The organism is Ciceribacter azotifigens, from assembly GCF_048159625.1.
In the GTDB taxonomy this organism is placed as follows: Bacteria; Pseudomonadota; Alphaproteobacteria; order Rhizobiales; family Rhizobiaceae; genus Allorhizobium; species Allorhizobium azotifigens.
Map to the genome: position 1 here is coordinate 72,380 of NZ_JBLQTA010000010.1, position 18,863 is coordinate 91,242.

Annotated in this window: 21 protein-coding genes; 16 read left to right on the forward strand and 5 right to left on the reverse strand. The window is 64.4% G+C overall.

Going from position 1 to position 18,863, the window contains the following annotated elements; genetic code table 11:
- The first annotated feature begins 8 nt into the window (after window positions 1-8).
- The 15 genes from ACM6UT_RS15110 (at window position 9) to ACM6UT_RS15180 (ending at window position 14,513) form a co-directional block, all read left to right on the forward strand.
- Entirely contained in the window at window positions 9-995 is a 987-nt protein-coding gene (locus tag ACM6UT_RS15110) for a carbohydrate ABC transporter permease (RefSeq protein ID WP_416798167.1), read from the forward strand.
- Window positions 995-1,822 (forward strand): carbohydrate ABC transporter permease, encoded by an 828-nt coding sequence (locus ACM6UT_RS15115; protein ID WP_416798168.1) that lies wholly within the window; start codon window positions 995-997, stop codon window positions 1,820-1,822. The genes ACM6UT_RS15110 and ACM6UT_RS15115 overlap by 1 nt, the downstream gene beginning before the upstream one ends.
- Before the next feature lie 11 nt (window positions 1,823-1,833).
- Window positions 1,834-2,859 (forward strand): ABC transporter ATP-binding protein, encoded by a 1,026-nt coding sequence (locus ACM6UT_RS15120; protein ID WP_416798169.1) that lies wholly within the window; start codon window positions 1,834-1,836, stop codon window positions 2,857-2,859.
- 58 nt (window positions 2,860-2,917) lie between these two features.
- The gene (locus ACM6UT_RS15125) at window positions 2,918-3,703 is read left to right on the forward strand and encodes a ThuA domain-containing protein (RefSeq protein ID WP_416798170.1); all 786 of its coding nucleotides are present in this window, start codon (window positions 2,918-2,920) and stop codon (window positions 3,701-3,703) included.
- On the forward strand, window positions 3,703-4,755 hold the full coding sequence (locus ACM6UT_RS15130) for a Gfo/Idh/MocA family protein (RefSeq protein ID WP_416798171.1): 1,053 nt from the start codon (window positions 3,703-3,705) through the stop codon (window positions 4,753-4,755). Before ACM6UT_RS15125 ends, ACM6UT_RS15130 begins: the two co-directional genes overlap by 1 nt.
- Before the next feature lie 186 nt (window positions 4,756-4,941).
- On the forward strand, window positions 4,942-5,139 hold the full coding sequence (locus ACM6UT_RS15135) for a hypothetical protein (protein ID WP_416798172.1): 198 nt from the start codon (window positions 4,942-4,944) through the stop codon (window positions 5,137-5,139).
- Window positions 5,063-5,503 carry a Fic family protein gene (locus tag ACM6UT_RS15140; protein WP_416798173.1) on the forward strand — a complete coding sequence of 147 codons (441 nt, stop codon included), beginning with the start codon at window positions 5,063-5,065 and terminating at the stop codon, window positions 5,501-5,503. The genes ACM6UT_RS15135 and ACM6UT_RS15140 overlap by 77 nt, the downstream gene beginning before the upstream one ends.
- Before the next feature lie 233 nt (window positions 5,504-5,736).
- Window positions 5,737-7,050: an ABC transporter substrate-binding protein gene (locus ACM6UT_RS15145; protein ID WP_416798174.1), complete on the forward strand. Its 1,314-nt coding sequence runs from the start codon at window positions 5,737-5,739 to the stop codon at window positions 7,048-7,050.
- A gap of 159 nt (window positions 7,051-7,209) precedes the next feature.
- Entirely contained in the window at window positions 7,210-8,082 is an 873-nt protein-coding gene (locus ACM6UT_RS15150; RefSeq protein WP_416798175.1) for a carbohydrate ABC transporter permease, read from the forward strand.
- 10 nt (window positions 8,083-8,092) lie between these two features.
- Window positions 8,093-8,917, forward strand: a complete 825-nt coding sequence (locus ACM6UT_RS15155) for a carbohydrate ABC transporter permease (protein ID WP_416798176.1) — start codon at window positions 8,093-8,095, stop codon at window positions 8,915-8,917.
- 12 nt (window positions 8,918-8,929) lie between these two features.
- Window positions 8,930-9,928, forward strand: coding sequence for an ABC transporter ATP-binding protein (locus ACM6UT_RS15160; protein ID WP_416798177.1), 999 nt, complete (start codon window positions 8,930-8,932; stop codon window positions 9,926-9,928).
- Window positions 9,925-10,701, forward strand: coding sequence for an L-iditol 2-dehydrogenase (locus ACM6UT_RS15165; protein ID WP_416798178.1), 777 nt, complete (start codon window positions 9,925-9,927; stop codon window positions 10,699-10,701). The genes ACM6UT_RS15160 and ACM6UT_RS15165 overlap by 4 nt, the downstream gene beginning before the upstream one ends.
- Window positions 10,702-10,736: 35 nt before the next feature.
- On the forward strand, window positions 10,737-12,218 hold the full coding sequence (locus ACM6UT_RS15170; RefSeq protein WP_416798179.1) for a mannitol dehydrogenase family protein: 1,482 nt from the start codon (window positions 10,737-10,739) through the stop codon (window positions 12,216-12,218).
- An 18-nt stretch (window positions 12,219-12,236) separates the two neighbouring features.
- Complete coding sequence (locus ACM6UT_RS15175) at window positions 12,237-12,914, forward strand: HAD family hydrolase (RefSeq protein ID WP_416798180.1); 678 nt, start codon at window positions 12,237-12,239, stop codon at window positions 12,912-12,914.
- Between the two features lie 18 nt (window positions 12,915-12,932).
- Complete coding sequence (locus ACM6UT_RS15180) at window positions 12,933-14,513, forward strand: FGGY-family carbohydrate kinase (protein ID WP_416798181.1); 1,581 nt, start codon at window positions 12,933-12,935, stop codon at window positions 14,511-14,513.
- 37 nt (window positions 14,514-14,550) lie between these two features.
- Here the strand turns inward: ACM6UT_RS15180 and ACM6UT_RS15185 are convergent, their stop codons facing one another.
- Entirely contained in the window at window positions 14,551-14,742 is a 192-nt protein-coding gene (locus ACM6UT_RS15185; protein ID WP_416798182.1) for a hypothetical protein, read from the reverse strand.
- Window positions 14,743-14,963: 221 nt separating this feature from the next.
- Here ACM6UT_RS15185 and ACM6UT_RS15190 point away from each other — a divergent pair, with 221 nt between their 5' ends.
- Entirely contained in the window at window positions 14,964-15,746 is a 783-nt protein-coding gene (locus ACM6UT_RS15190; protein ID WP_416798183.1) for an SDR family oxidoreductase, read from the forward strand.
- Between the two features lie 70 nt (window positions 15,747-15,816).
- Here the strand turns inward: ACM6UT_RS15190 and ACM6UT_RS15195 are convergent, their stop codons facing one another.
- From ACM6UT_RS15195 to ACM6UT_RS15210, 4 genes are all read right to left on the reverse strand, one after another.
- Entirely contained in the window at window positions 15,817-16,098 is a 282-nt protein-coding gene (locus ACM6UT_RS15195; protein WP_416798184.1) for a type II toxin-antitoxin system RelE/ParE family toxin, read from the reverse strand.
- On the reverse strand, window positions 16,095-16,556 hold the full coding sequence (locus ACM6UT_RS15200; RefSeq protein ID WP_416798185.1) for a hypothetical protein: 462 nt from the start codon (window positions 16,554-16,556) through the stop codon (window positions 16,095-16,097). Before ACM6UT_RS15200 ends, ACM6UT_RS15195 begins: the two co-directional genes overlap by 4 nt.
- A 165-nt stretch (window positions 16,557-16,721) precedes the next feature.
- Window positions 16,722-18,059, reverse strand: coding sequence for an ATP-binding protein (locus tag ACM6UT_RS15205; protein ID WP_416798186.1), 1,338 nt, complete (start codon window positions 18,057-18,059; stop codon window positions 16,722-16,724).
- Window positions 18,056-18,715 carry a response regulator transcription factor gene (locus ACM6UT_RS15210; RefSeq protein ID WP_416798261.1) on the reverse strand — a complete coding sequence of 220 codons (660 nt, stop codon included), beginning with the start codon at window positions 18,713-18,715 and terminating at the stop codon, window positions 18,056-18,058. The genes ACM6UT_RS15205 and ACM6UT_RS15210 overlap by 4 nt, the downstream gene beginning before the upstream one ends.
- Between the last annotated feature and the right edge of the window lie 148 nt (window positions 18,716-18,863).

Here is an 18,863-nt window from a genome sequence, read left to right on the forward strand (position 1 = left end):
GATCGCTCATGACCAATCTCACGCTCGACCGTCCCGCCCTGTCTCGGCCCGCCAAGGTGGCCGCCGGTTCCGATCTCAGCGCCCAGCGCATCCGTTCCGCATGGACCTTTCTTGCGCCGACCCTTCTGGTGCTTGCCCTCGTCGCCGGCTGGCCGCTGATCCGGACCATTTCCTTCAGCTTCACCGATGCCACCCTCAATAATCTCGGCGCGGCGGAGTTCGTCGGCTTCGACAACTACCTGACCTGGATCACCCTGAAGAGCGGCCGCACGGTGTATCGCGGCCTGCTTGCCGATCCCGCCTGGTGGGGGGCAGTCTGGAACACGCTTCGCTTCACGCTGATCTCCGTCACTGTGGAAACGATCCTCGGCCTCGTCGTCGCCCTGGTGCTCAATGCCCGATTTCCCGGACGCGGCATCGTCCGCGCGGCGATCCTCATCCCCTGGGCCATTCCGACGATCGTCTCGGCGAAGATGTGGGCCTGGATGCTCAACGACCAGTTCGGCATCCTGAACGACATCTTCCTCAGCCTCGGGCTGATCAGCGAAAAGATCGCCTGGACCGCCGATCCGCAGACGGCGATGACCGCGGTGCTGATCGTCGACGTCTGGAAGACGACGCCGTTCATGGCGCTCCTGATCCTCGCCGGCCTGCAGATGGTGCCGCAGGACATCTACGAGGCGGCGAAGATCGACGGCGTTCATCCGGCCAAGGTCTTCTGGCGCATCACCCTGCCGCTCATCCGCCCCGCGCTGATGGTCGCCGTCATCTTCCGCATGCTCGATGCGATGCGGATCTTCGACCTCATCTACGTGCTGACGCCGAACAACGCCCGCACCAAGACCATGTCGGTGATGGCGCGCGAGAACCTCTTCGAGTTCGACAAGTTCGCCTACGGCGCGGCGGCATCGACCATGCTCTTCCTCATTATCGCGACGATCACGGTGCTCTACATCCGCTTCGGCCGGGTCAATCTGTCGGGAGGTGAACGCTGATGCCTACCGTCGTCCGGCAATCCGCCTTCTATCTTCTCGTCGCCGTCATCGTCGTGGTCGCGGTCTTTCCGTTCTACTACGCCGTCATCACCAGCCTCAAACCCGGCAGTGCCCTCTTCGACGTCAGCTACTGGCCGCGAACGGTCACGTTTTCCAATTATGTTGCCGTGCTGTCGCGGGGCACCTTCCTGCGCAACCTCGGCAATTCGCTGCTGATCTCGACGCTGGTGGTGATGATCTCGCTGCTGCTCGCCATCACCGCGGCCTATGCGCTTGCGAGGGTCAGGTTCCGCGGGCGCGGGCTGTTGCTGCTGACCATTCTGAGCGTCTCGATGTTCCCGCAGATCGCGGTGCTCGCCGGTCTCTTCGAACTCATCCGCTGGTTCGGCGTCTTCAACACGCCGGTTGCGCTCATCTTCTCCTACATGATCTTCACCCTGCCCTTCACGGTCTGGGTGCTGACCACCTTCATGCGCGACCTGCCGATAGAGATCGAGGAGGCGGCGATCGTCGACGGTGCCTCGTCATGGGTGATCGTCACAAAGGTCTTCATGCCGCTGATGTGGCCAGCGCTGGTGACGACCGGATTGCTCGCCTTCATCGCGGCCTGGAACGAATTCCTGTTCGCGCTCACCTTCACCTCGTCCAACAGCCAGCGCACGGTGCCGGTCGCCATCGCGCTGCTCTCGGGCGACAGCGACTTTGAAATTCCCTGGGGCACCATCATGGCCGCCTCGGTCATCGTCACCCTGCCGCTGGTCGTGCTCGTGCTGATCTTCCAGCGGCGGATCATCTCCGGCCTCACCGCCGGCGGCGTCAAGGGATAGGAGGAGAACCCATGGCCCATATCCAGCTTGCCGATGTCCGCAAGTCCTTCGGCGCGCTCGAAGTCATCAAAGGTGTCGACCTGGAGGTCCGCTCCGGTGAATTCATGGTCTTCGTCGGCCCGTCCGGTTGCGGCAAGTCCACGCTCTTGCGGCTGATTGCAGGGTTGGAGGACATCAGTTCGGGCACACTTTCCTTCGACGGCGAGGTGATGAACCGGCTGCCGCCGGCCAAACGCGGTATCGCAATGGTCTTCCAGTCCTATGCGCTCTATCCGCATATGACCGTGTTCGACAACATGGCCTTCGGCATGACGCTCGCCGGTCAGGACAAGTCCGAGCGGGACCGCCGGGTGCGCGAAGCCGCCGAGATGCTGCAATTGACGCCCTATCTCGAGCGCCTGCCGCGCCAGCTTTCCGGCGGCCAGCGGCAGCGCGTCGCGATCGGCCGGGCGATCGTGCGTGATCCCCGCGTCTTCCTGTTCGACGAGCCGCTCTCCAACCTCGACGCGGCCCTGCGTGTGGCGACCCGTCTCGAGATCGCGAAACTCCATCGCAGCATGCACGGCACGACGATGATCTACGTGACCCACGACCAGGTGGAGGCGATGACGCTCGCCGACCGCATCTGCGTCCTGCGCGACGGCATCGTCGAGCAGATCGGCACACCGCTCGAACTCTACGAACGCCCGAACTCGCTCTTCGTCGCCGGCTTCATCGGCTCGCCGAAGATGAATTTCCTCTCGGGACGCTTCTCTGAGGACTTCGGCGTCCCCACGATCGGCATCCGCGCCGAGCACATGTCGCTCGCCCAGGAGGGCCGCTGGCGGGGATCGGTCGTCCATTCGGAAATGCTCGGATCCGACAGCTACGTCTATGTCGACATCGGCGCTGCCGAGCCGCTGGTCGTGCGCCAGGAGGGCACCCTCACCCCGAAACCGGGCGAGACCGTCGCCATCGCCCCGCAGGAGAGCGAGTTGCACCGGTTCGACGCGAATGGCCGCGCCCACCACCGCGCCCTCATGAAGGGCGCTGCCTGAACGGCAAGAGAGCAATGCCGGACGCCACGGCGGCGTTCGGGAAACAAGGAGAAGTCACGTGACGATCAGGACAGTTGTCTGGGGAGAGAATATCCACGAGCGCGTCAATGAGGTGGTGCGCTCGATCTACCCGGACGGAATGCATACGACCATTGCCGCGGCGCTGAATGCCGACGAGGCGATCACGGCGTCGACGGCGACGCTGCAGGAGCCGGAGCATGGACTCACGGAAGCCCGGCTCAAGGAAACCGATGTGCTCGTCTGGTGGGGCCACAAGGACCACGGCGCGGTCGCTGACGAAGTGGTCGAGCGCGTCGCCAGACGCGTGTGGGAAGGCATGGGGCTCGTCGTTCTGCATTCCGGACACTTTTCGAAACCGTTCAAGCGGCTGATGGGAACCCCCTGCGCCTTGAAATGGCGCGAGGCGGGCGAGCGCGAACGCCTATGGACGGTCAATCCGGGCCATCCGATCGCCGCCGGCATTCCTGAGAACTTCGTGCTGGAGAACGAGGAGATGTATGGCGAGTTCTTCTCCGTGCCGGAGCCGCAGGAAACGGTGTTCATCTCGTGGTTCGCCGGCGGCGAGGTCTTCCGCTCGGGCCTTACCTGGCGGCGCGGGGCCGGAAACATCTTCTACTTCCGACCGGGTCACGAAACCTATCCCACCTATCATGATGCGACGGTGCAGAAGGTGATCCGGAACGCGGTGCGCTGGGCCTACAATCCGCAGCCGGCCTTCGCCGGAATCCACGAGGCGCCGAACGTGCCGGTCGACAAGGCGCTCGAACCGATCACCGAGCGCGGCCCGAGACTCCACAAGGCCGGCGAGGAAGGATACCGGTGATGGCTCCCGTTCGTCTTCTCGTCCTCGGAACCGGCGGCATGGCCAACACCCATGCCATGAACTTCGCGACGATCCCGGACGTCCAGCTCGTTGCGGCGGTCGACGTCGATATCGCCAAGGCGCGTGCCTTCGCCGCCCGCCACGACATCCCGAACACCTTCACCTCGCTGGAGGAGGCCCTTGCCTGGGGCGAATTCGATGCGGTGACCAACGTGACACCGGATCGTGCCCACCACCCGACGACGCTTCCGCTGATTGCTGCCGGCAAGCACGTAATGTGCGAGAAGCCGCTCGCCGAGACCTACGGCAAGGCCGACGAGATGGCGACGGCCGCCGAACGCGCCGGTATCGTCAATGTCGTGAACCTCACCTACCGCAACGTTGCGCAGGTGCAGAAGGCCCGCCAGATGGTGCTTGCCGGTGAGATCGGCAAGGTTCGCCATATCGAGGCCTCCTACCTCCAGAGCTGGCTCGTCTCGAAGGCCTGGGGCGACTGGGCGACGGAAAGCCAGTGGCTATGGCGTCTCTCGACCAAGCACGGCTCCAACGGCGTGCTCGGCGATGTCGGCATCCACATCCTGGATTTCGCCGGCTATGGCGCGGCGACCGATATCGACCACATCTTCGCGCGGCTGAAGACCTTCGAGAAGGCGCCCGGCAACAGGATCGGCGAATACGATCTCGACGCCAACGACAGCTTCACGATGACCGCCGAATTCACCAACGGAGCGATGGGCGTCATCCATGCGAGCCGCTGGGCGACGGGCCACCTCAACGAGTTGAGGCTGCGCGTCCACGGCGACAAGGGCGCGCTCGAGGTGATCCACCGTCCGGATCGCTCGGTTCTGCGTGCCTGCCTGCAGGAGGATGTCGAACTCGCCGTGTGGAAGGAGATCGAGGTCGATCCGGTCGCGACGAACTACCAGAAGTTCATCGCCGCAATTCAGGAAGGACGGGGCCAGGAACCGAATTTCCGGCATGCCGCAAACCTGCAGAAGATCCTCGACCTCGCGATGGTGACCGAGCTCGAACGACGCGAACTAACCGTCTGACACACGCCGGGTCGCGGCGCCCCCGTCGCGATACCTGCGCAGCGAGACCCCGCGGCCGTCTCCCCCGCGGGGTCTCTTTCTGTGTCATTGGCGGTCACGCGGGCTCCGCAGGCACCATGGTACGCGGCGCCTGTGGCGTCGGAAGCCCCGTTGGTCCCTCACGTACAGATGTGATAGGCTTGCACCATGATGAACCGATCTGCCAACTCCATGATGAAGCTCAAGCCAGGCCGCTTGACCCGCGAACGCGCGGAGAAGATCACCTCGGTTGAGGGGCTGGCGCTGACCCCGCGCATAAAGCGGATTCTTGACGCAGCGTCTGGCAAGACCGCCGACGAGCAAAGAGCGCTGGTCCGCGCCCAGTTCGCGAAAATATCAGCCTAGCCCTTGGTCTACACCGCCGAACGCGAACTGGTTCCCTTATCCCGAGTACATCGACAAGGAGATGAACCGGATATTTGCCGATCTTGCGGCCCGGGACCATCTGCAGGGCCTTTCCCCCGCGGCTTTTGCAATCGAGGCCGCCCACACGCTCGCCGAGATCAATGCGGTTCACCCTGTTCGTGAGGGAAATGGCCGTATGCAATTGGCCTTCATGAGCCTGCTGGCCGAGAACGCAGCACTACCGTTCAATCCGGATGTCTTGGAGCGTGACCGCGTTCTTGGGGCCATGATCGAGAGCTTTAGCGGTCACGAAGCGCCCCTGGCTGAGCTTATCCTCGATATTGTGAGCGCACAGCCCGAATAGAACGCATTGTTTGCAGCGGTGCGTTCCGGTTTTGCCGACCCGCTGATTAGTCCGACGTCCATGTGCATGCCAGTGGCAGCTTCCCCTGTGTGTCAGGGGAAATTTCTCCCCGTTCAGACAAAGACTTAGTCAGTTCATGCGGCGCCGCAGCATGGAATCCGCATTGACATTCTTCGTCGTCAAATCGAGTATTTGCTCATTAAGCGCGCAAATGCTCACATTGGGAGGAAGACATGACATTGAAGACCTTGTTGCTGGGCGCCTGCTCGGCCCTTGCGCTCGCCGGGATCGCCTCGGCCGAGACGCTGACGATCGCGACCGTGAACAACGGCGACATGATCCGCATGCAGGGACTGACGGACGATTTCACCAGCAAGAACCCCGACATTAAGGTCGAGTGGGTGACGCTCGAGGAAAACGTTCTGCGCGAGCGCGTGACGACGGACATCGCCACCAAGGGCGGGCAGTACGACATCATGACCATCGGCACGTATGAGGTTCCGATCTGGACCAAGCAGGGCTGGCTGCTGCCGCTCGACAATCTCGGCGCCGACTATGACGTCGACGACCTGCTGCCGGCGATCCGCTCGGGTCTCACCGGCGACGACGGCAAGCTTTATGCCGCGCCCTTCTACGGCGAAAGCTCGATGGTCATGTACCGCAAGGACCTGATGGAGAAAGCCGGGCTCACCATGCCCGACGCCCCGACCTGGGACTTCGTGGCCGATGCGGCCCGCAAGATGACCGACCGTGAGCACGGCATCAACGGCATCTGCCTGCGCGGCAAGGCCGGCTGGGGCGAGAACATGGCCTTCCTGACGGCGACCGCCAACGCCTTCGGTGCCCGCTGGTTCGACGAGAACTGGAAGCCGCAGTTCGACCAGCCGGAATGGAAGAACACGCTCGACTTCTACGTCAAGCTGATGAACGACGCCGGCCCGCAAGGCGCCTCCTCGAACGGCTTCAACGAGAACCTCGCGCTCTTCCAGCAGGGCAAGTGTGGCATCTGGATCGACGCCACGGTCGCCGCATCCTTCGTGACCAATCCGAAGGATTCAACCGTCGCCGACAAGGTCGGCTTCGCGCTTGCCCCCGACACCGGTCTCGGCAAGCGCGGCAACTGGCTCTGGGCCTGGAACCTCGCGATCCCGGCAGGCTCGCAAAAGGCGGAAGCCGCGGAAAAGTTCATCGCCTGGGCGACCGGCAAGGGCTATCTCGAACTCGTCGCGGCCAAGGAGGGCTGGGCGAACGTTCCCCCCGGCACCCGTACCTCGCTCTATGAGAACCCGGAATACCAGAAGGCGGCGCCTTTCGCGAAGATGACGCTCGACTCCATCAACGCGGCCGACCCGAAGAACCCGAGCGTCAAGCCGGTGCCCTATGTCGGCGTTCAGTTCGTGGCGATCCCCGAATTCCAGAGCCTCGGCACCTCGGTCGGGCAGCTCTTCTCGGCCGCCCTTGCCGGCCAGATGTCGGTGGATGACGCGCTTGCCCAGGCGCAGAGCCTCTCCGAACGCGAAATGACCCGCGCCGGATACATCAAGTAGCTCGACCTCCCGAACGCAACGCCGCCCGGACTGCGGTCCGGGCGGCGCGGACATCGGCATCGTTCTCTCCCGCCAGGCTGGGGAGAGCAGTCCGATGGAGGATCAACGACCGACGGATAGGCCCCTGCCCTCTCCCTCACAATTCAGGGTGGCTGCACCATGGCAACGGAAAACACACGGGGACTGGCGCGCATGATGATGGCGCCGTCGGTCGGGCTCCTGCTCATCTGGATGATCGTGCCGCTGGCAATGACGCTCTGGTTCTCGTTCCAGAACTACAATCTCCTGAACCCGGCCAATGTCAGCTTCGCGGGCCTCTTCAACTACCGCTATTTCTACACCGACCCGGCCTTCTTCCAGTCGCTGTGGAACACGCTTCTGATCGTCGGCGGCGTGCTCCTCGTCACGGTCATCGGCGGGATCTCCGTCGCGCTTCTGCTCGACCAGCCGATCTTCGGCCAGGGGCTGGTGCGGATCATGGTCATCTCGCCGTTCTTCGTCATGCCGCCGGTCGCCGCCCTCGTCTGGAAGAACATGATCATGCATCCGGGCTACGGCGTGCTCGCCGACATGAGCCGGGCGCTCGGGCTCACGCCGGTCGACTGGTTCGCGCAATATCCGCTGGTGTCGATCATCATCATCGTCGCCTGGCAGTGGCTCCCCTTCGCCACCCTCATCCTGCTCACCGCGCTCCAGTCGATGGATGCGGAGCAGATGGAGGCCGCCGAAATGGACGGCGCCAATGCGCTGAACCAGTTCATCTATCTGACGCTGCCGCATCTCGCCCGCGCGATCACCGTCGTCATCCTGATCCAGACAATCTTCCTGCTCGGCGTCTATGCGGAAATCCTGGTCACCACCAACGGCGGGCCGGGCTACGCTTCCACCAATCTCGCCTTCCTGATCTACCGCACGGCGCTCCTCGGCTACGACGTCGGCGGCGCCTCGGCCGGGAGCATCATCGCCGTCGTGCTCGCCAACGTCGTCGCCTTCTTCCTGATGCGCGCCGTCGGCAGAAATCTCGACCGCTGAGGAGACGACCATGGCACGCAGCATCACCACCCGCCGCAAGATCGCCGTCACTGCCCTCGCCTGGGTCGTCGCGCTGCTGATCTTCTTCCCGATCCTCTACACGATCATCACCAGCCTGAAGACCGAGACCGAGGCGATCCAGGGCTTTGACCTCGTGCCGTCCTTCACGCTCGAAAGCTACGTGACGGTCCAGACGCAGCGCGACTATCTGAAACCCTTCATGAACTCGGTGGTGCTCTCGGTCGGCTCGACGCTGCTTGCCCTTCTCGTCGGCATTCCCGCCGCCTGGGCGATGGCCTTCTCCCCGACGAAGCGGACCAAGGACATCCTGATGTGGATGCTTTCCACCAAGATGATGCCGGGTGTCGCCGTCCTCGTCCCGATCTATCTCCTGTTCCGCGATTTCGGCCTGCTCGACACCCGCATCGGCCTCACCGTCATGCTGACGCTGATCAACCTGCCGATCGTCGTCTGGATGCTCTACACCTATTTCCGGGAAATCCCCGGCGAGATCCTCGAAGCCGCCCGCATGGACGGAGCAACGCTCTTCGGCGAAATCGTCTACGTGCTGACGCCGATGGCGGTTCCCGGTATCGCCTCGACCCTGCTCCTCAACATCATTCTCGCCTGGAACGAGTCCTTCTGGACCATCCGCCTGACCACAACCAACGCCGCGCCGCTCACCGCCTTCATCGCCACCTTCTCGAGCCCGCAAGGCCTGTTCTGGGCCAAGCTCTCGGCCGCCTCGACGCTCGCCATCGCGCCGATCGTCATTCTCGGCTGGTTCAGTCAGAGGCAACTGGTGCGCGGGCTCACCTTCGGCGCCGTCAAGTAAGGAACGACCATCATGGGAAGCATCAGGCTCGAACAGCTCTCCAAATCCTTCGGCGAGCACGCGGTCATCCCCTCGATCGACCTCGAAATCAACGACGGCGAGTTCGTCGTCTTCGTCGGCCCGTCCGGCTGCGGCAAGTCCACGCTGCTGCGGCTGATCGCCGGGCTCGAGGACGCGTCCGGCGGCAGGATCATCATCGACGGCAAGGACGAGACGGCAACGGCGCCGGCACGGCGCGGGCTCGCCATGGTCTTCCAGTCCTACGCCCTCTATCCGCATATGAGCGTGCGCTCCAATATCGGCTTCCCGCTCAAGATGGCGAATGTCGACAAGGCCGAAATCGACCGCAAGGTCGAGGAAGCCGCGCGCATCCTCAACCTCGGCGACTATCTCGACCGCAAGCCGCGCGCGCTCTCCGGCGGCCAGCGCCAGCGCGTCGCGATCGGCCGGGCGATCGTCCGCTCGCCCCGCTGTTTCCTCTTCGACGAGCCGCTCTCCAACCTCGATGCGGCACTGCGCGTCGCCATGCGCCTCGAAATCACCGAACTCCACCACAAGCTCGGCGCCACCTCGATCTATGTCACCCACGACCAGGTCGAGGCGATGACCATGGCCGACAAGATCGTCGTGCTCAACAAGGGCCGCATCGAACAGGTCGGCTCGCCGCTCGACCTCTACCGCCGCCCCGCCAACGTCTTCGTCGCCGGTTTCATCGGCTCGCCGAAGATGAACCTGATCTCCGGCCGGACGGCGACCGACGAACGTGCGCACACGATCGGCATCCGTCCGGAACACCTCACCCTTTCGACCGAAACGGGTCGCTGGAAGGGTAAGGTCACGGTGGCCGAACATCTCGGCTCCGACACCTTCCTGCATGTCGATGTTCCGGGCATCGGCACGCTCACCACCCGCACCGGCGGCGACGTCCCGGTCCGGCACGGCGACGAGGTCTTCGTCACCCCCGAGCCCGGCCATCTCCACAAGTTCGATACGAAGGGACTTGCCCTATGACGGGACGACTGCAAGGCAAATCGGCCCTGATCACCGGCTCGGCCCGCGGCATCGGTCGTGCTTTCGCCGAGGCCTATGTCCGCGAAGGGGCGACGGTCGCGATCGCCGATATCGATCTCGACCGGGCGACACGCACCGCCGAAGAGATCGGCCCCTCGGCCTATGCGATCCGCCTCGACGTCACGGACCAGGCCTCCATCGATGCCGCAGTGAAAACCGTCGAGGATCGAGCCGGCGGGCTCGACATTCTCGTCAACAACGCCGCTCTCTTCGACCTCGCACCGATCGTCGAGATCAGCCGGGAAAGCTTCGACCGGCTCTTCTCGATCAACGTCGCGGGCACGCTGTTCATGCTGCAGGCGGCGGCAAAGTCGATGATCGCCAAAGGAAAGGGCGGCAAGATCATCAACATGGCGAGCCAGGCCGGCCGCCGTGGCGAGGCGCTTGTCGCCGTCTACTGCGCCACCAAGGCCGCGGTCATCTCGCTCACGCAGTCGGCCGGGCTCGACCTCATCAAGCACGGCATCAACGTCAACGCGATCGCCCCCGGCGTCGTCGACGGCGAGCACTGGGACGGTGTCGATGCCCTGTTCGCGAAATACGAAAACCGCCCGCTCGGCGAGAAGAAGAAGCTGGTCGGGGAAGCCGTGCCTTTCGGCCGGATGGGACGCGCCGAAGACCTGACCGGCATGGCGATCTTCCTCGCCACCGCAGCGGCCGACTACATCGTCGCCCAGACCTACAATGTCGACGGCGGCAACTGGATGAGCTGAACGCTCGGCCGGCGCATCAATCCGAGGACTTCCCCATGACCTTCAAACTCTCGCTCGCCAACCTGCCCGCCATTGCCGCGAGGGCCTCCGTTCCCGTCTATGACAGGGCGAGCCTCAAGGCCGGCATCGTGCATTTCGGGGTGGGCAATTTCCACCGCGCCCACATGGCCGTCTACCTCCACGAACTCTTCAATCGCGGGCGCGATCTCGATTGGGCGATCATCGGCGCCGGCGTCATGCCGTCGGACCAAAAGATGCGGGACACGTTGAAGGCGCAGGACTATCTGACCACCGTGGTCGAGCAGGATGTCGCCCGTTCTGCCGCAACCGTCACCGGCCCGATGGTCGACATCATCACCGCGCCCGACTTCGACCGGATCGTCGCGACGCTCGCCGATCCTGCCATCCGCATCGTCTCGTTGACGATCACCGAGGGTGGCTACTTCATCGACCCGGCGACGGGCAAGTTCGACCCCACCCATCCCGCGATTGCGGCAGACGCTGCCGACCCCGATCATCCGAAGACCGTCTTCGGCCTCATCATCGCCGGGCTGAAGGCACGCGGCGCGGCCGGTCTCCCGCCGTTCACCGTCATGTGCTGCGACAACATCCCCGGCAATGGCGAGGTGACGGAAGCGACCGTCTGCGGGCTCGCCAGGCTCTCCGACCCGGCCTTCGCCCACTGGATTCACGAAAACGTCGCTTTTCCGAATGCGATGGTCGACCGCATCACGCCGGCGACCGGCGAGCGGGAGATCGCCATTGCCCGCGACACCTACGGCATCGAGGACGGCTGGCCGGTCTTCTGCGAGGAATTCAAGCAATGGGTGCTGGAGGACAGGTTCCCGCTCGGGCGCCCGGCGCTTGAAGAGGTGGGCGTCACCTTCGTGCCGGATGTCGCACCCTACGAGCTGATGAAGCTTCGCATCCTGAATGGCGGCCACGCGGCAATCGCCTACCCGGCGGCGCTGATGGACATCCACTACGTCCACGAGGCCATGGAGAACCCGCTGATCCGCGGCTTTCTCGCCAAGCTCGAGAACGACGAGATCATCCCCGTCGTGCCGCCGGTTCCCGATACCAGGCTCATCGACTACTATGCGCTGATCGAACGCCGCTTCGCCAATCCGAAGATCGGCGACACCATTCCGCGGCTTGCCCAGGACGGATCGAACCGCCAGCCGAAATTCATCCTGCCGTCGACCGCCGACCGCCTGGCGAAAGGGCTCGACGTTACCGGGCTCGCCCTCGTCTCGGCTCTCTGGTGCCGGTATTGCGAAGGTGTTTCGGACAGTGGCAAGGCGATCGCATTCAACGACGTAAACGCCGAGCGGCTTCAGACGGCCGCCCTTGCCGCCCGGCAGGATCCGAAGGCCTTTCTCGCCCTCGGCGACATCTTCGGTGACGTCGGGACAAATCCGCGTTTCGTCACCCGATTCACCGGGGCGCTCGCCAGCCTCCGGCAAAACGGAACCGCCGCAACCCTGCGGAAATATCTCGACGGTCAGCTTGCCTGAAACGACAGAGGAGACCCGATGGTCCCGGAGAAGAGGCTCGTCATCTTCGATTGCGACGGCGTCCTCGTCGACAGCGAGCCGATCTCGATCGAGGTGCTCGTCGCCTCCTTCGCACGCGCCGGCGTATTGATCGACGAGGCCGGCGCCTATCGTCGCTTTCTCGGACGGAGCCTCTCGACCGTCATTGCCGCCGCCCGCGAGGAATTTGGCCTCGACATGGACGAGGCCTTCCTCGAACGGCTGCGCCAGGACCTCTTTGCCCGCTTCCGGGCGGCTCTTCGCCCAATCCCCGGCGTCATCGACGCCCTCGAGGCGCTGCAGGCCCACGGCATCGGCTGGTGCGTCGCCTCGTCGAGCCACATGGAGCGCATCCGCCTCTCGCTCACCGTCACCGGACTGATCGACCGCTTCGACCCGAACATCTTCAGCGCGGCGATGGTCGCCCGCGGCAAGCCCGCGCCTGACCTCTTCCTCCATACCGCCGAACGGATGGGCCGCACACCCGGCGATTGTATCGTGATCGAGGACAGCCCGGCCGGTATCGAGGCGGCCAAGGCCGCCGGCATGACCGTCTTTGCCTTCACCGGTGGCTCGCATACGCATTTCGCGTCCTACCGTGCGGCGCTCGAAGCACTGGCACCCGACGCCACGTTTGACGCCATGGCCGATTTGATCCACCTTGTCGCAAAAGAATAGGGACGGAAGCGGGCCAGAATGCGCGATCACGTGATTGCGGTCGACGTGGGGACCGCCAGCGCGCGGGCCGGTGTCTTCGATGCGGCGGGCAATCTGCTGGCGCGGCGCGAACATCCGATCCTGCTCCGCCGTCCGGGCGCCGAGCGCGGCGAACACGATTCCGAAGACATCTGGCAGGCGAGCTGCAAGGCCGTGCGCGAGGCGCTCGCCGCCTCCGGCATAGCGGCCGAAAAAGTTGCAGCGGTTGGCTTCGACGCAACCTGTTCGCTGGTGCTGCGCGCGGAAAACGGTTCGAAGATCGCGCTGGCCGAGGAAGGTGGTGTCACCTTCGACACTATGTCCTGGCTCGATCACCGGGCCTCGGCGGAAGCGGAGGAATGCACCCGCACCGGCCACCCGGTGCTCGCCCATTGCGGCGAGGTCATGTCACCCGAGATGCAGCTTCCCAAACTGATGTGGCTCAAGCGGCAGAGGCCTGATCTCTGGGCGAGCGCCGGGCTCTTCTTCGACCTCGCGGACTTCCTCACCTGGCGCGCGACCGGCTCCCCTGCCCGCTCGCTGTGCACGCTGACGGCAAAATGGAATTTCCTCGCCCATGAGGGGAAGGGCTGGCAGCCGGACTTCCTCTCGGCGATCGGCCTTGATGATCTCGTCGCCCGCGGCGGTCTGCCGGAAGAAGGCGTTGCCGTCGGCCGCCCGGTCGGCGTTCTCTCGCCCTGGGCGGCGGCGGAACTCGGCCTCGATCCCGGCATCACGGTCGCCGCCGGCATGGTGGATGCCTATGCCGGCGCCCTCGGTGTTCTCGGCCCGGTGGCGGCGGAACCCGGCGAACTGTCGCGGCAGGCCGCGCTGATCGCCGGCACGTCGAGCTGCCTCGTCGGCTTCGCCCCGTCCCCGCTTTTTGGACGCAGCATCTGGGGACCCTATTTCGAGGCGATCTTTCCGGGCCAGTGGCTGATCGAGGCGGGGCAGTCGGCGACAGGGGGGCTCCTCGGCCACATCCTGCTTGCCCATGTCGAGGGCGGTGGTGCGACAACTGCAGCGCACCAGCGGGTGATAGCTCGCATCATGGAGATGCGGGCGGAAGAAGGTACAAACTTCGGCGAGCGGATCAACATTCTGCCCGACTTTCACGGAAACCGGTCGCCGTTTGCGGATGACAGGCTGACGGGAACGATCGCCGGCCTGACCCTCGACGCCTCCTTCGACGGGCTGTGCCGGGTCTACTGGCGGGCCTGTGTGGCGATCGCGCTCGGCCTGCGCCAGATCCTCGAGACCTTGGAAACGAGCGGTTTCGCTCCGGAACGGCTGCACCTGACCGGCGGGCATGTCAGGAATCCGCTTCTCGTCGAGCTCTATGCCGATGTCACACGGCGCGAGATCGCTGTCGCGCAGACCGAAGACGCCGTTCTCCTCGGCACGGCGATAAATGCGGCGACCGCCGCCGGCCTTTTTGCCACGCTCGCCGAGGCGGGTGCGGCGATGGCCCGTCCCGTCACCGTCATGCGTCCCAACCCGGCAACCCGCTCGCTTTACGATCGGGACTACACACGATTCCGCGCGATGCAGCGGCACCGCGCGGAGCTGGACGCGCTCTGAGAAACCCGACCCGAGTGCCGCATGAAGCGGCGGTGACTTACCGGTATTTCGGCGGGCGGGCCACGGCGTTCATCGTCAGTTCGTGATGGGTCGCAAACTGGCCGAGCGCCTTTATAAGTTTGCGGGCTTCGGCCTTGTCGATGCCGTTGCGCCGGCAGTATTCGGAGACGTCATAGACAGGCTTCTTGCCGGGTACGCGTACCTGGCGATTGTGAACGTGATGGGTCATCTTCTCCTCCCGTATGAAGGCTAAACGACGCTGGCTCACGAAAGGTCCGCCGCTATTTTAGCGTAACCTGAAATTGCTGAGAGAACAATCTCGCAAACGCTCTCCCGTCGCCGGCAGACCGGTCCCGAGGAACCTTCCGGCAGCGTTCCGGGTTCAACCTTCGCCTCACCGGCGCCACCAGTGGCGCGGCGCGGCATGGCGGAACCGGCAGGAGGACGATCATGGATTTTCAGGGAAAGACCGTTCTGGTGACGGGAGCCGGCTCCGGCATCGGCAGGGCGACCGCCCTGCAGTTCGCCGCGCTCGGGGCATCCGTCGGGCTCCTCGGCCGGACCAGGGACGAACTCGAAGACGTGCAGGAAGAAATCGAACGGCGCGGCGGGCGTGCAGTGGCGCTTGTCGCCGACGTGTCGGACGAAGACCAGATGCGCGCTGCCGTGCGCGATCTCGTCGACCGCTTCGGCCCACCGGACGTTGTCGTCGCCAATGCCGGCATCAACGGCGTCTGGGCGCCGATCGACGAACTCCAGCCACCGGAATTCGACCGCACGATCGCCGTCAACCTTCGCGGCACCTATCTGACCCTGCATTTCTGCGTGCCGCATATGAAGGCGAACGGCGGCGGCGCGATCGTCGTGGTTTCCTCGATCAATGGCACCCGCACCTTCAGCTCGCCCGGCGCGTCGGCCTATACGGCGACCAAGGCCGCCCAGGTCGCCATCGTCCAGCAGACGGCATTGGAGCTTGCGCGCCATCACATCCGGGTGAACGCCGTCTGCCCCGGCGCCATCGCGACCAGCATCGAGGAGAACACTTCGATCCGCCATCCGGAAGAGACGGCATTTCCCGTGGAATATCCCGAGGGCAAGGTGCCGTTGAGCGACGGCCGGCCGGGCACAAGCGGAGATGTCGCTGACGCGATCGTCTTCCTGTCGTCGGATCGGGCGCGCCACATCACCGGCACACCGCTCTGGATCGACGGAGCGCAGGGCCTCTTGCTGTGAGGCTTGACATCAGGACGCAGCGACAATGCCCCAAGCGGGCCCCAAGCCAACCAGTTGCCGATCCCCTCCTTCAGGGCCACTTTTGTGCCCCATGGAGAAGGCGCAGGATCTCGACACGCTCTACTCTTGCGCGTACGCGATAGACAAGAATGACGGGCGTGCGACTTATGACCAGTTCGCGAGTTCCGCGTCGCCGTCCGACACGACCGATCTCTGGATGATCCGCCAGCATGTCACTCTGCTGCTCGATCTCCAGGAGTTGATCGATCGCAGCGCGGGGGTTTTCCTGCGCGATGTAGTCTACGGCGTGGACGAGACCTGCTTGCGCCTTTGGCAACCAGACGATGTTCACGCGTCATCGCCGTTGATGCGCGCCAGCAGTTTGGCCCGCTGGCGAGCCATGCCCTGCTTGACCACCTCGTGGGACACCCATTTCGTATTCGGGTCGTCGGCTTCGCTCATGGCGTCCTCGACCTGCGCACGAAACCACTTGTCGTGTGCTGCAGCTTCGTGCGCGCGGCGCATCGCCTCGGCCCGATCCGGCCGCGACTTTCCACCCTCGGCCTCATAATCAGCTGCGTCTACGTCGAAGCGTTCAATTCCCAAGTCTTTGAGATAGGAAACAAGGGTTTCCATACGCCGGAAAATACGCACCTGCCGACTGCGTTGTGCAGCAAGCATACGCTCTGCCGCCCCGTATTTTACCCTGAGCGACCAGCCGCCGGGCTGCCCGACAACATGCGCAGCACGGACTGCCCCAGCCTCCGCCAATTCGGCAAGCATGCCATGGTCAATGGTTTCAGCCGCCATAGTCCAAATCCCTTGCACTCTTCTGTTCTTAGAATATGCAGTTTATTATAAATTGCAAGACGGCAAAGTATCGACAAAAACGGTGCATGGGTGCGTTGGTTATTCATCCTCCAGAGGCATGGCTGAGGACGGTTGCCCATACCGGAACTCTGACGCTTCGAGAGCCTACGTCTGGCCCTGATCCAGATAGACCCTCGCCTCGAACCCGTCCTCCCGGCCGCTCGCCGGCGAGAGCAGTTCGAGCCGCGCGCCCGCACCGGCGGCAATGGATTCCGCGATCGCCAGGCCGAGCCCCGTTCCGTCGGCCGAGGTTTCGCCGCGGGCGAAACGCCGCGTCAGCGTCTTCAGCACCTCCGGGGCGACCGGCGGCCCGGCATTGCTGACGGAAAACACCCGTTCCGACGTCAGGGACACCTCGACCCGCGTGTCGGCGGGGGCGTGCTTCAGGCCGTTTTCGATGAGATTGCGGGCGAGGATCGCGAAGACGTCCGCATCCATGCGCGACATTACCGGCTCCTTCGGCAGCTGAAGGTTGAGTCGGCCCGCCGTCGTCGCTGTCCGATTGAAGTCATTGGCGACGAGCGAGAGGATCGGCACCAGGTTGTGGGGCGTCGCGGCAATGAGGCCGCCGCCTTCCGCCTTGGCGAGCTGCATCAGCTTTTCTCCCAGCCGGGCGAGTGAGTGCAACGCCCCCTCGATGTCCCTCGCCCGGTCCTGCAACGGGCCGTGTGGCGCCTCGGCGACCAGCCGTTGGGTCTGCGCCAGGGCGGCGGCAATGGGGGTGCGCAGCTCGTGCGCGCTGTTGGCGGTGAAGGTCCGCTCCGCCTCGAGCGCCCGCCGAAGCCGCTCCATCAGCCGGTTGACGCCGTCTGCAATCGGCGTGATCTCGCGCGGCAGCGACGCCGTGTCCACCGGCGTGAGATCGCCGCTGCCGCGCCGTTCGATCTGGTCGCCGAAGACATGGACAGGCCGCATGCTGCGCCGGACCAGCCACCATACGCCGATGATGCTCGCCGGGATCAGCGCGCCGAGCGGCAGTGCAAGCGCCATCGCGGCGTCCACCGTCGCCTGGCGCCGGTCGCTGAGCGGTTCGGCGATGGTGATGGTGACAGTGCCGCGCACGGCGGACTCGGAGTAGAGCCGGTGTGTCTCGGTCGTCGTGAAGCCGGTCTTCTCGAAGGGCGGGAAGATGTTGAGCTCTGCATCGTGCGAGCGCATCAGGACATTGCCCTTCTCGTCGCGCACGACATAGTTCAGGTGCTCGTCATGCTTGCGGATCGAGAGAATCCGTTGCGGAGGACGTTCCTCACCCTGGCTGATGATGTCGATCACGGCAAGCGGCAGGATGCGCTGGGCGGTCTCCTGCATGGCGCTGTCGAAGACTTCGTCGAGTTCCGCGCGCACGACGAGCGCCGCAGCCGCCGTCGCGGCAATCCACATCACGCTCACGCCGATCGCCAGCCCGATCGCCAGATGTCGTTGAAGGCTCGCCCGCTTCCTCATGACTGACGCAACCGGTAGCCCATGCCGCGCACGGTCTCGACCACGTCGTGCCCGAGCTTGCGGCGAAGCCGGCTCACATAGACCTCGATGGCGTTGCTCTCGATCTCATCGTCGAACGAGTAGAGCCGCTCCTCGAGCTGCGGCTTGGAAAGCAGCATGCCTGGATGCTGGAGGAAGGCCTCGAAGAGCACCCATTCGCGGGCCGTCAGCGACACGGGTTTTCCTTTGCGGGTGACGCTGCGGGCGGCGAGATCGACCTGGAGCTCACCGATGGTGACGAGCGGATTGGGGTTGCCGGTATAGCGGCGCGCCACCGCCTTCACGCGGGCGGAGAGTTCGCTGAGGTCGAAGGGTTTCACCAGATAGTCGTCGGCGCCGGCGTCCAATCCCTCGATGCGGTCTGAAATCTGGTCGAGCGCGGTCAGGATGATGACCGGCGTCGCATCGCCACCGCCCCGCCGCGCCCGCAGGAAGGGAATGCCCCGGCCGTCCGGCAGCATCAGGTCGAGGAGGATCAGGTCGTAACCGGTCGTGCGCAGGTAGTCCTCGGCAAGATCGAGGCGCCGCGCCCAGTCGACGACATGTCCGTCGGCGGCGATCTGGTCACGCACCGCCGCACCCAGCCCACCGTCATCCTCCACCAGCAGCACGCGCACGATTCCCGGCCCTTTTTCCACCTTGATATTTACATGAACGCGCTATCAGCCAAAGCTGACAACAAGCTGAAAGAAAATCGTTCCGCCTTTCAGGTCGCTGTCAGGATGACCATGCATGGTCCGCCCAGACAATAGTCAGAGGACACCG

Coding starts and splice junctions, on each gene's coding strand:
- ACM6UT_RS15110 (WP_416798167.1), top strand. CDS start 9: ATGACCAATCTCACGCTCGACCGTCCCGCCCTGTCTCGGCCCGCCAAG.
- ACM6UT_RS15115 (WP_416798168.1), top strand. CDS start 995: ATGCCTACCGTCGTCCGGCAATCCGCCTTCTATCTTCTCGTCGCCGTC.
- ACM6UT_RS15120 (WP_416798169.1), top strand. CDS start 1,834: ATGGCCCATATCCAGCTTGCCGATGTCCGCAAGTCCTTCGGCGCGCTC.
- ACM6UT_RS15130 (WP_416798171.1), top strand. CDS start 3,703: ATGGCTCCCGTTCGTCTTCTCGTCCTCGGAACCGGCGGCATGGCCAAC.
- ACM6UT_RS15135 (WP_416798172.1), top strand. CDS start 4,942: ATGATGAACCGATCTGCCAACTCCATGATGAAGCTCAAGCCAGGCCGC.
- ACM6UT_RS15145 (WP_416798174.1), top strand. CDS start 5,737: ATGACATTGAAGACCTTGTTGCTGGGCGCCTGCTCGGCCCTTGCGCTC.
- ACM6UT_RS15150 (WP_416798175.1), top strand. CDS start 7,210: ATGGCAACGGAAAACACACGGGGACTGGCGCGCATGATGATGGCGCCG.
- ACM6UT_RS15155 (WP_416798176.1), top strand. CDS start 8,093: ATGGCACGCAGCATCACCACCCGCCGCAAGATCGCCGTCACTGCCCTC.
- ACM6UT_RS15160 (WP_416798177.1), top strand. CDS start 8,930: ATGGGAAGCATCAGGCTCGAACAGCTCTCCAAATCCTTCGGCGAGCAC.
- ACM6UT_RS15165 (WP_416798178.1), top strand. CDS start 9,925: ATGACGGGACGACTGCAAGGCAAATCGGCCCTGATCACCGGCTCGGCC.
- ACM6UT_RS15170 (WP_416798179.1), top strand. CDS start 10,737: ATGACCTTCAAACTCTCGCTCGCCAACCTGCCCGCCATTGCCGCGAGG.
- ACM6UT_RS15175 (WP_416798180.1), top strand. CDS start 12,237: ATGGTCCCGGAGAAGAGGCTCGTCATCTTCGATTGCGACGGCGTCCTC.
- ACM6UT_RS15180 (WP_416798181.1), top strand. CDS start 12,933: ATGCGCGATCACGTGATTGCGGTCGACGTGGGGACCGCCAGCGCGCGG.
- ACM6UT_RS15185 (WP_416798182.1), bottom strand. CDS start 14,742: ATGACCCATCACGTTCACAATCGCCAGGTACGCGTACCCGGCAAGAAG.
- ACM6UT_RS15190 (WP_416798183.1), top strand. CDS start 14,964: ATGGATTTTCAGGGAAAGACCGTTCTGGTGACGGGAGCCGGCTCCGGC.
- ACM6UT_RS15200 (WP_416798185.1), bottom strand. CDS start 16,556: ATGGCGGCTGAAACCATTGACCATGGCATGCTTGCCGAATTGGCGGAG.
- ACM6UT_RS15205 (WP_416798186.1), bottom strand. CDS start 18,059: ATGAGGAAGCGGGCGAGCCTTCAACGACATCTGGCGATCGGGCTGGCG.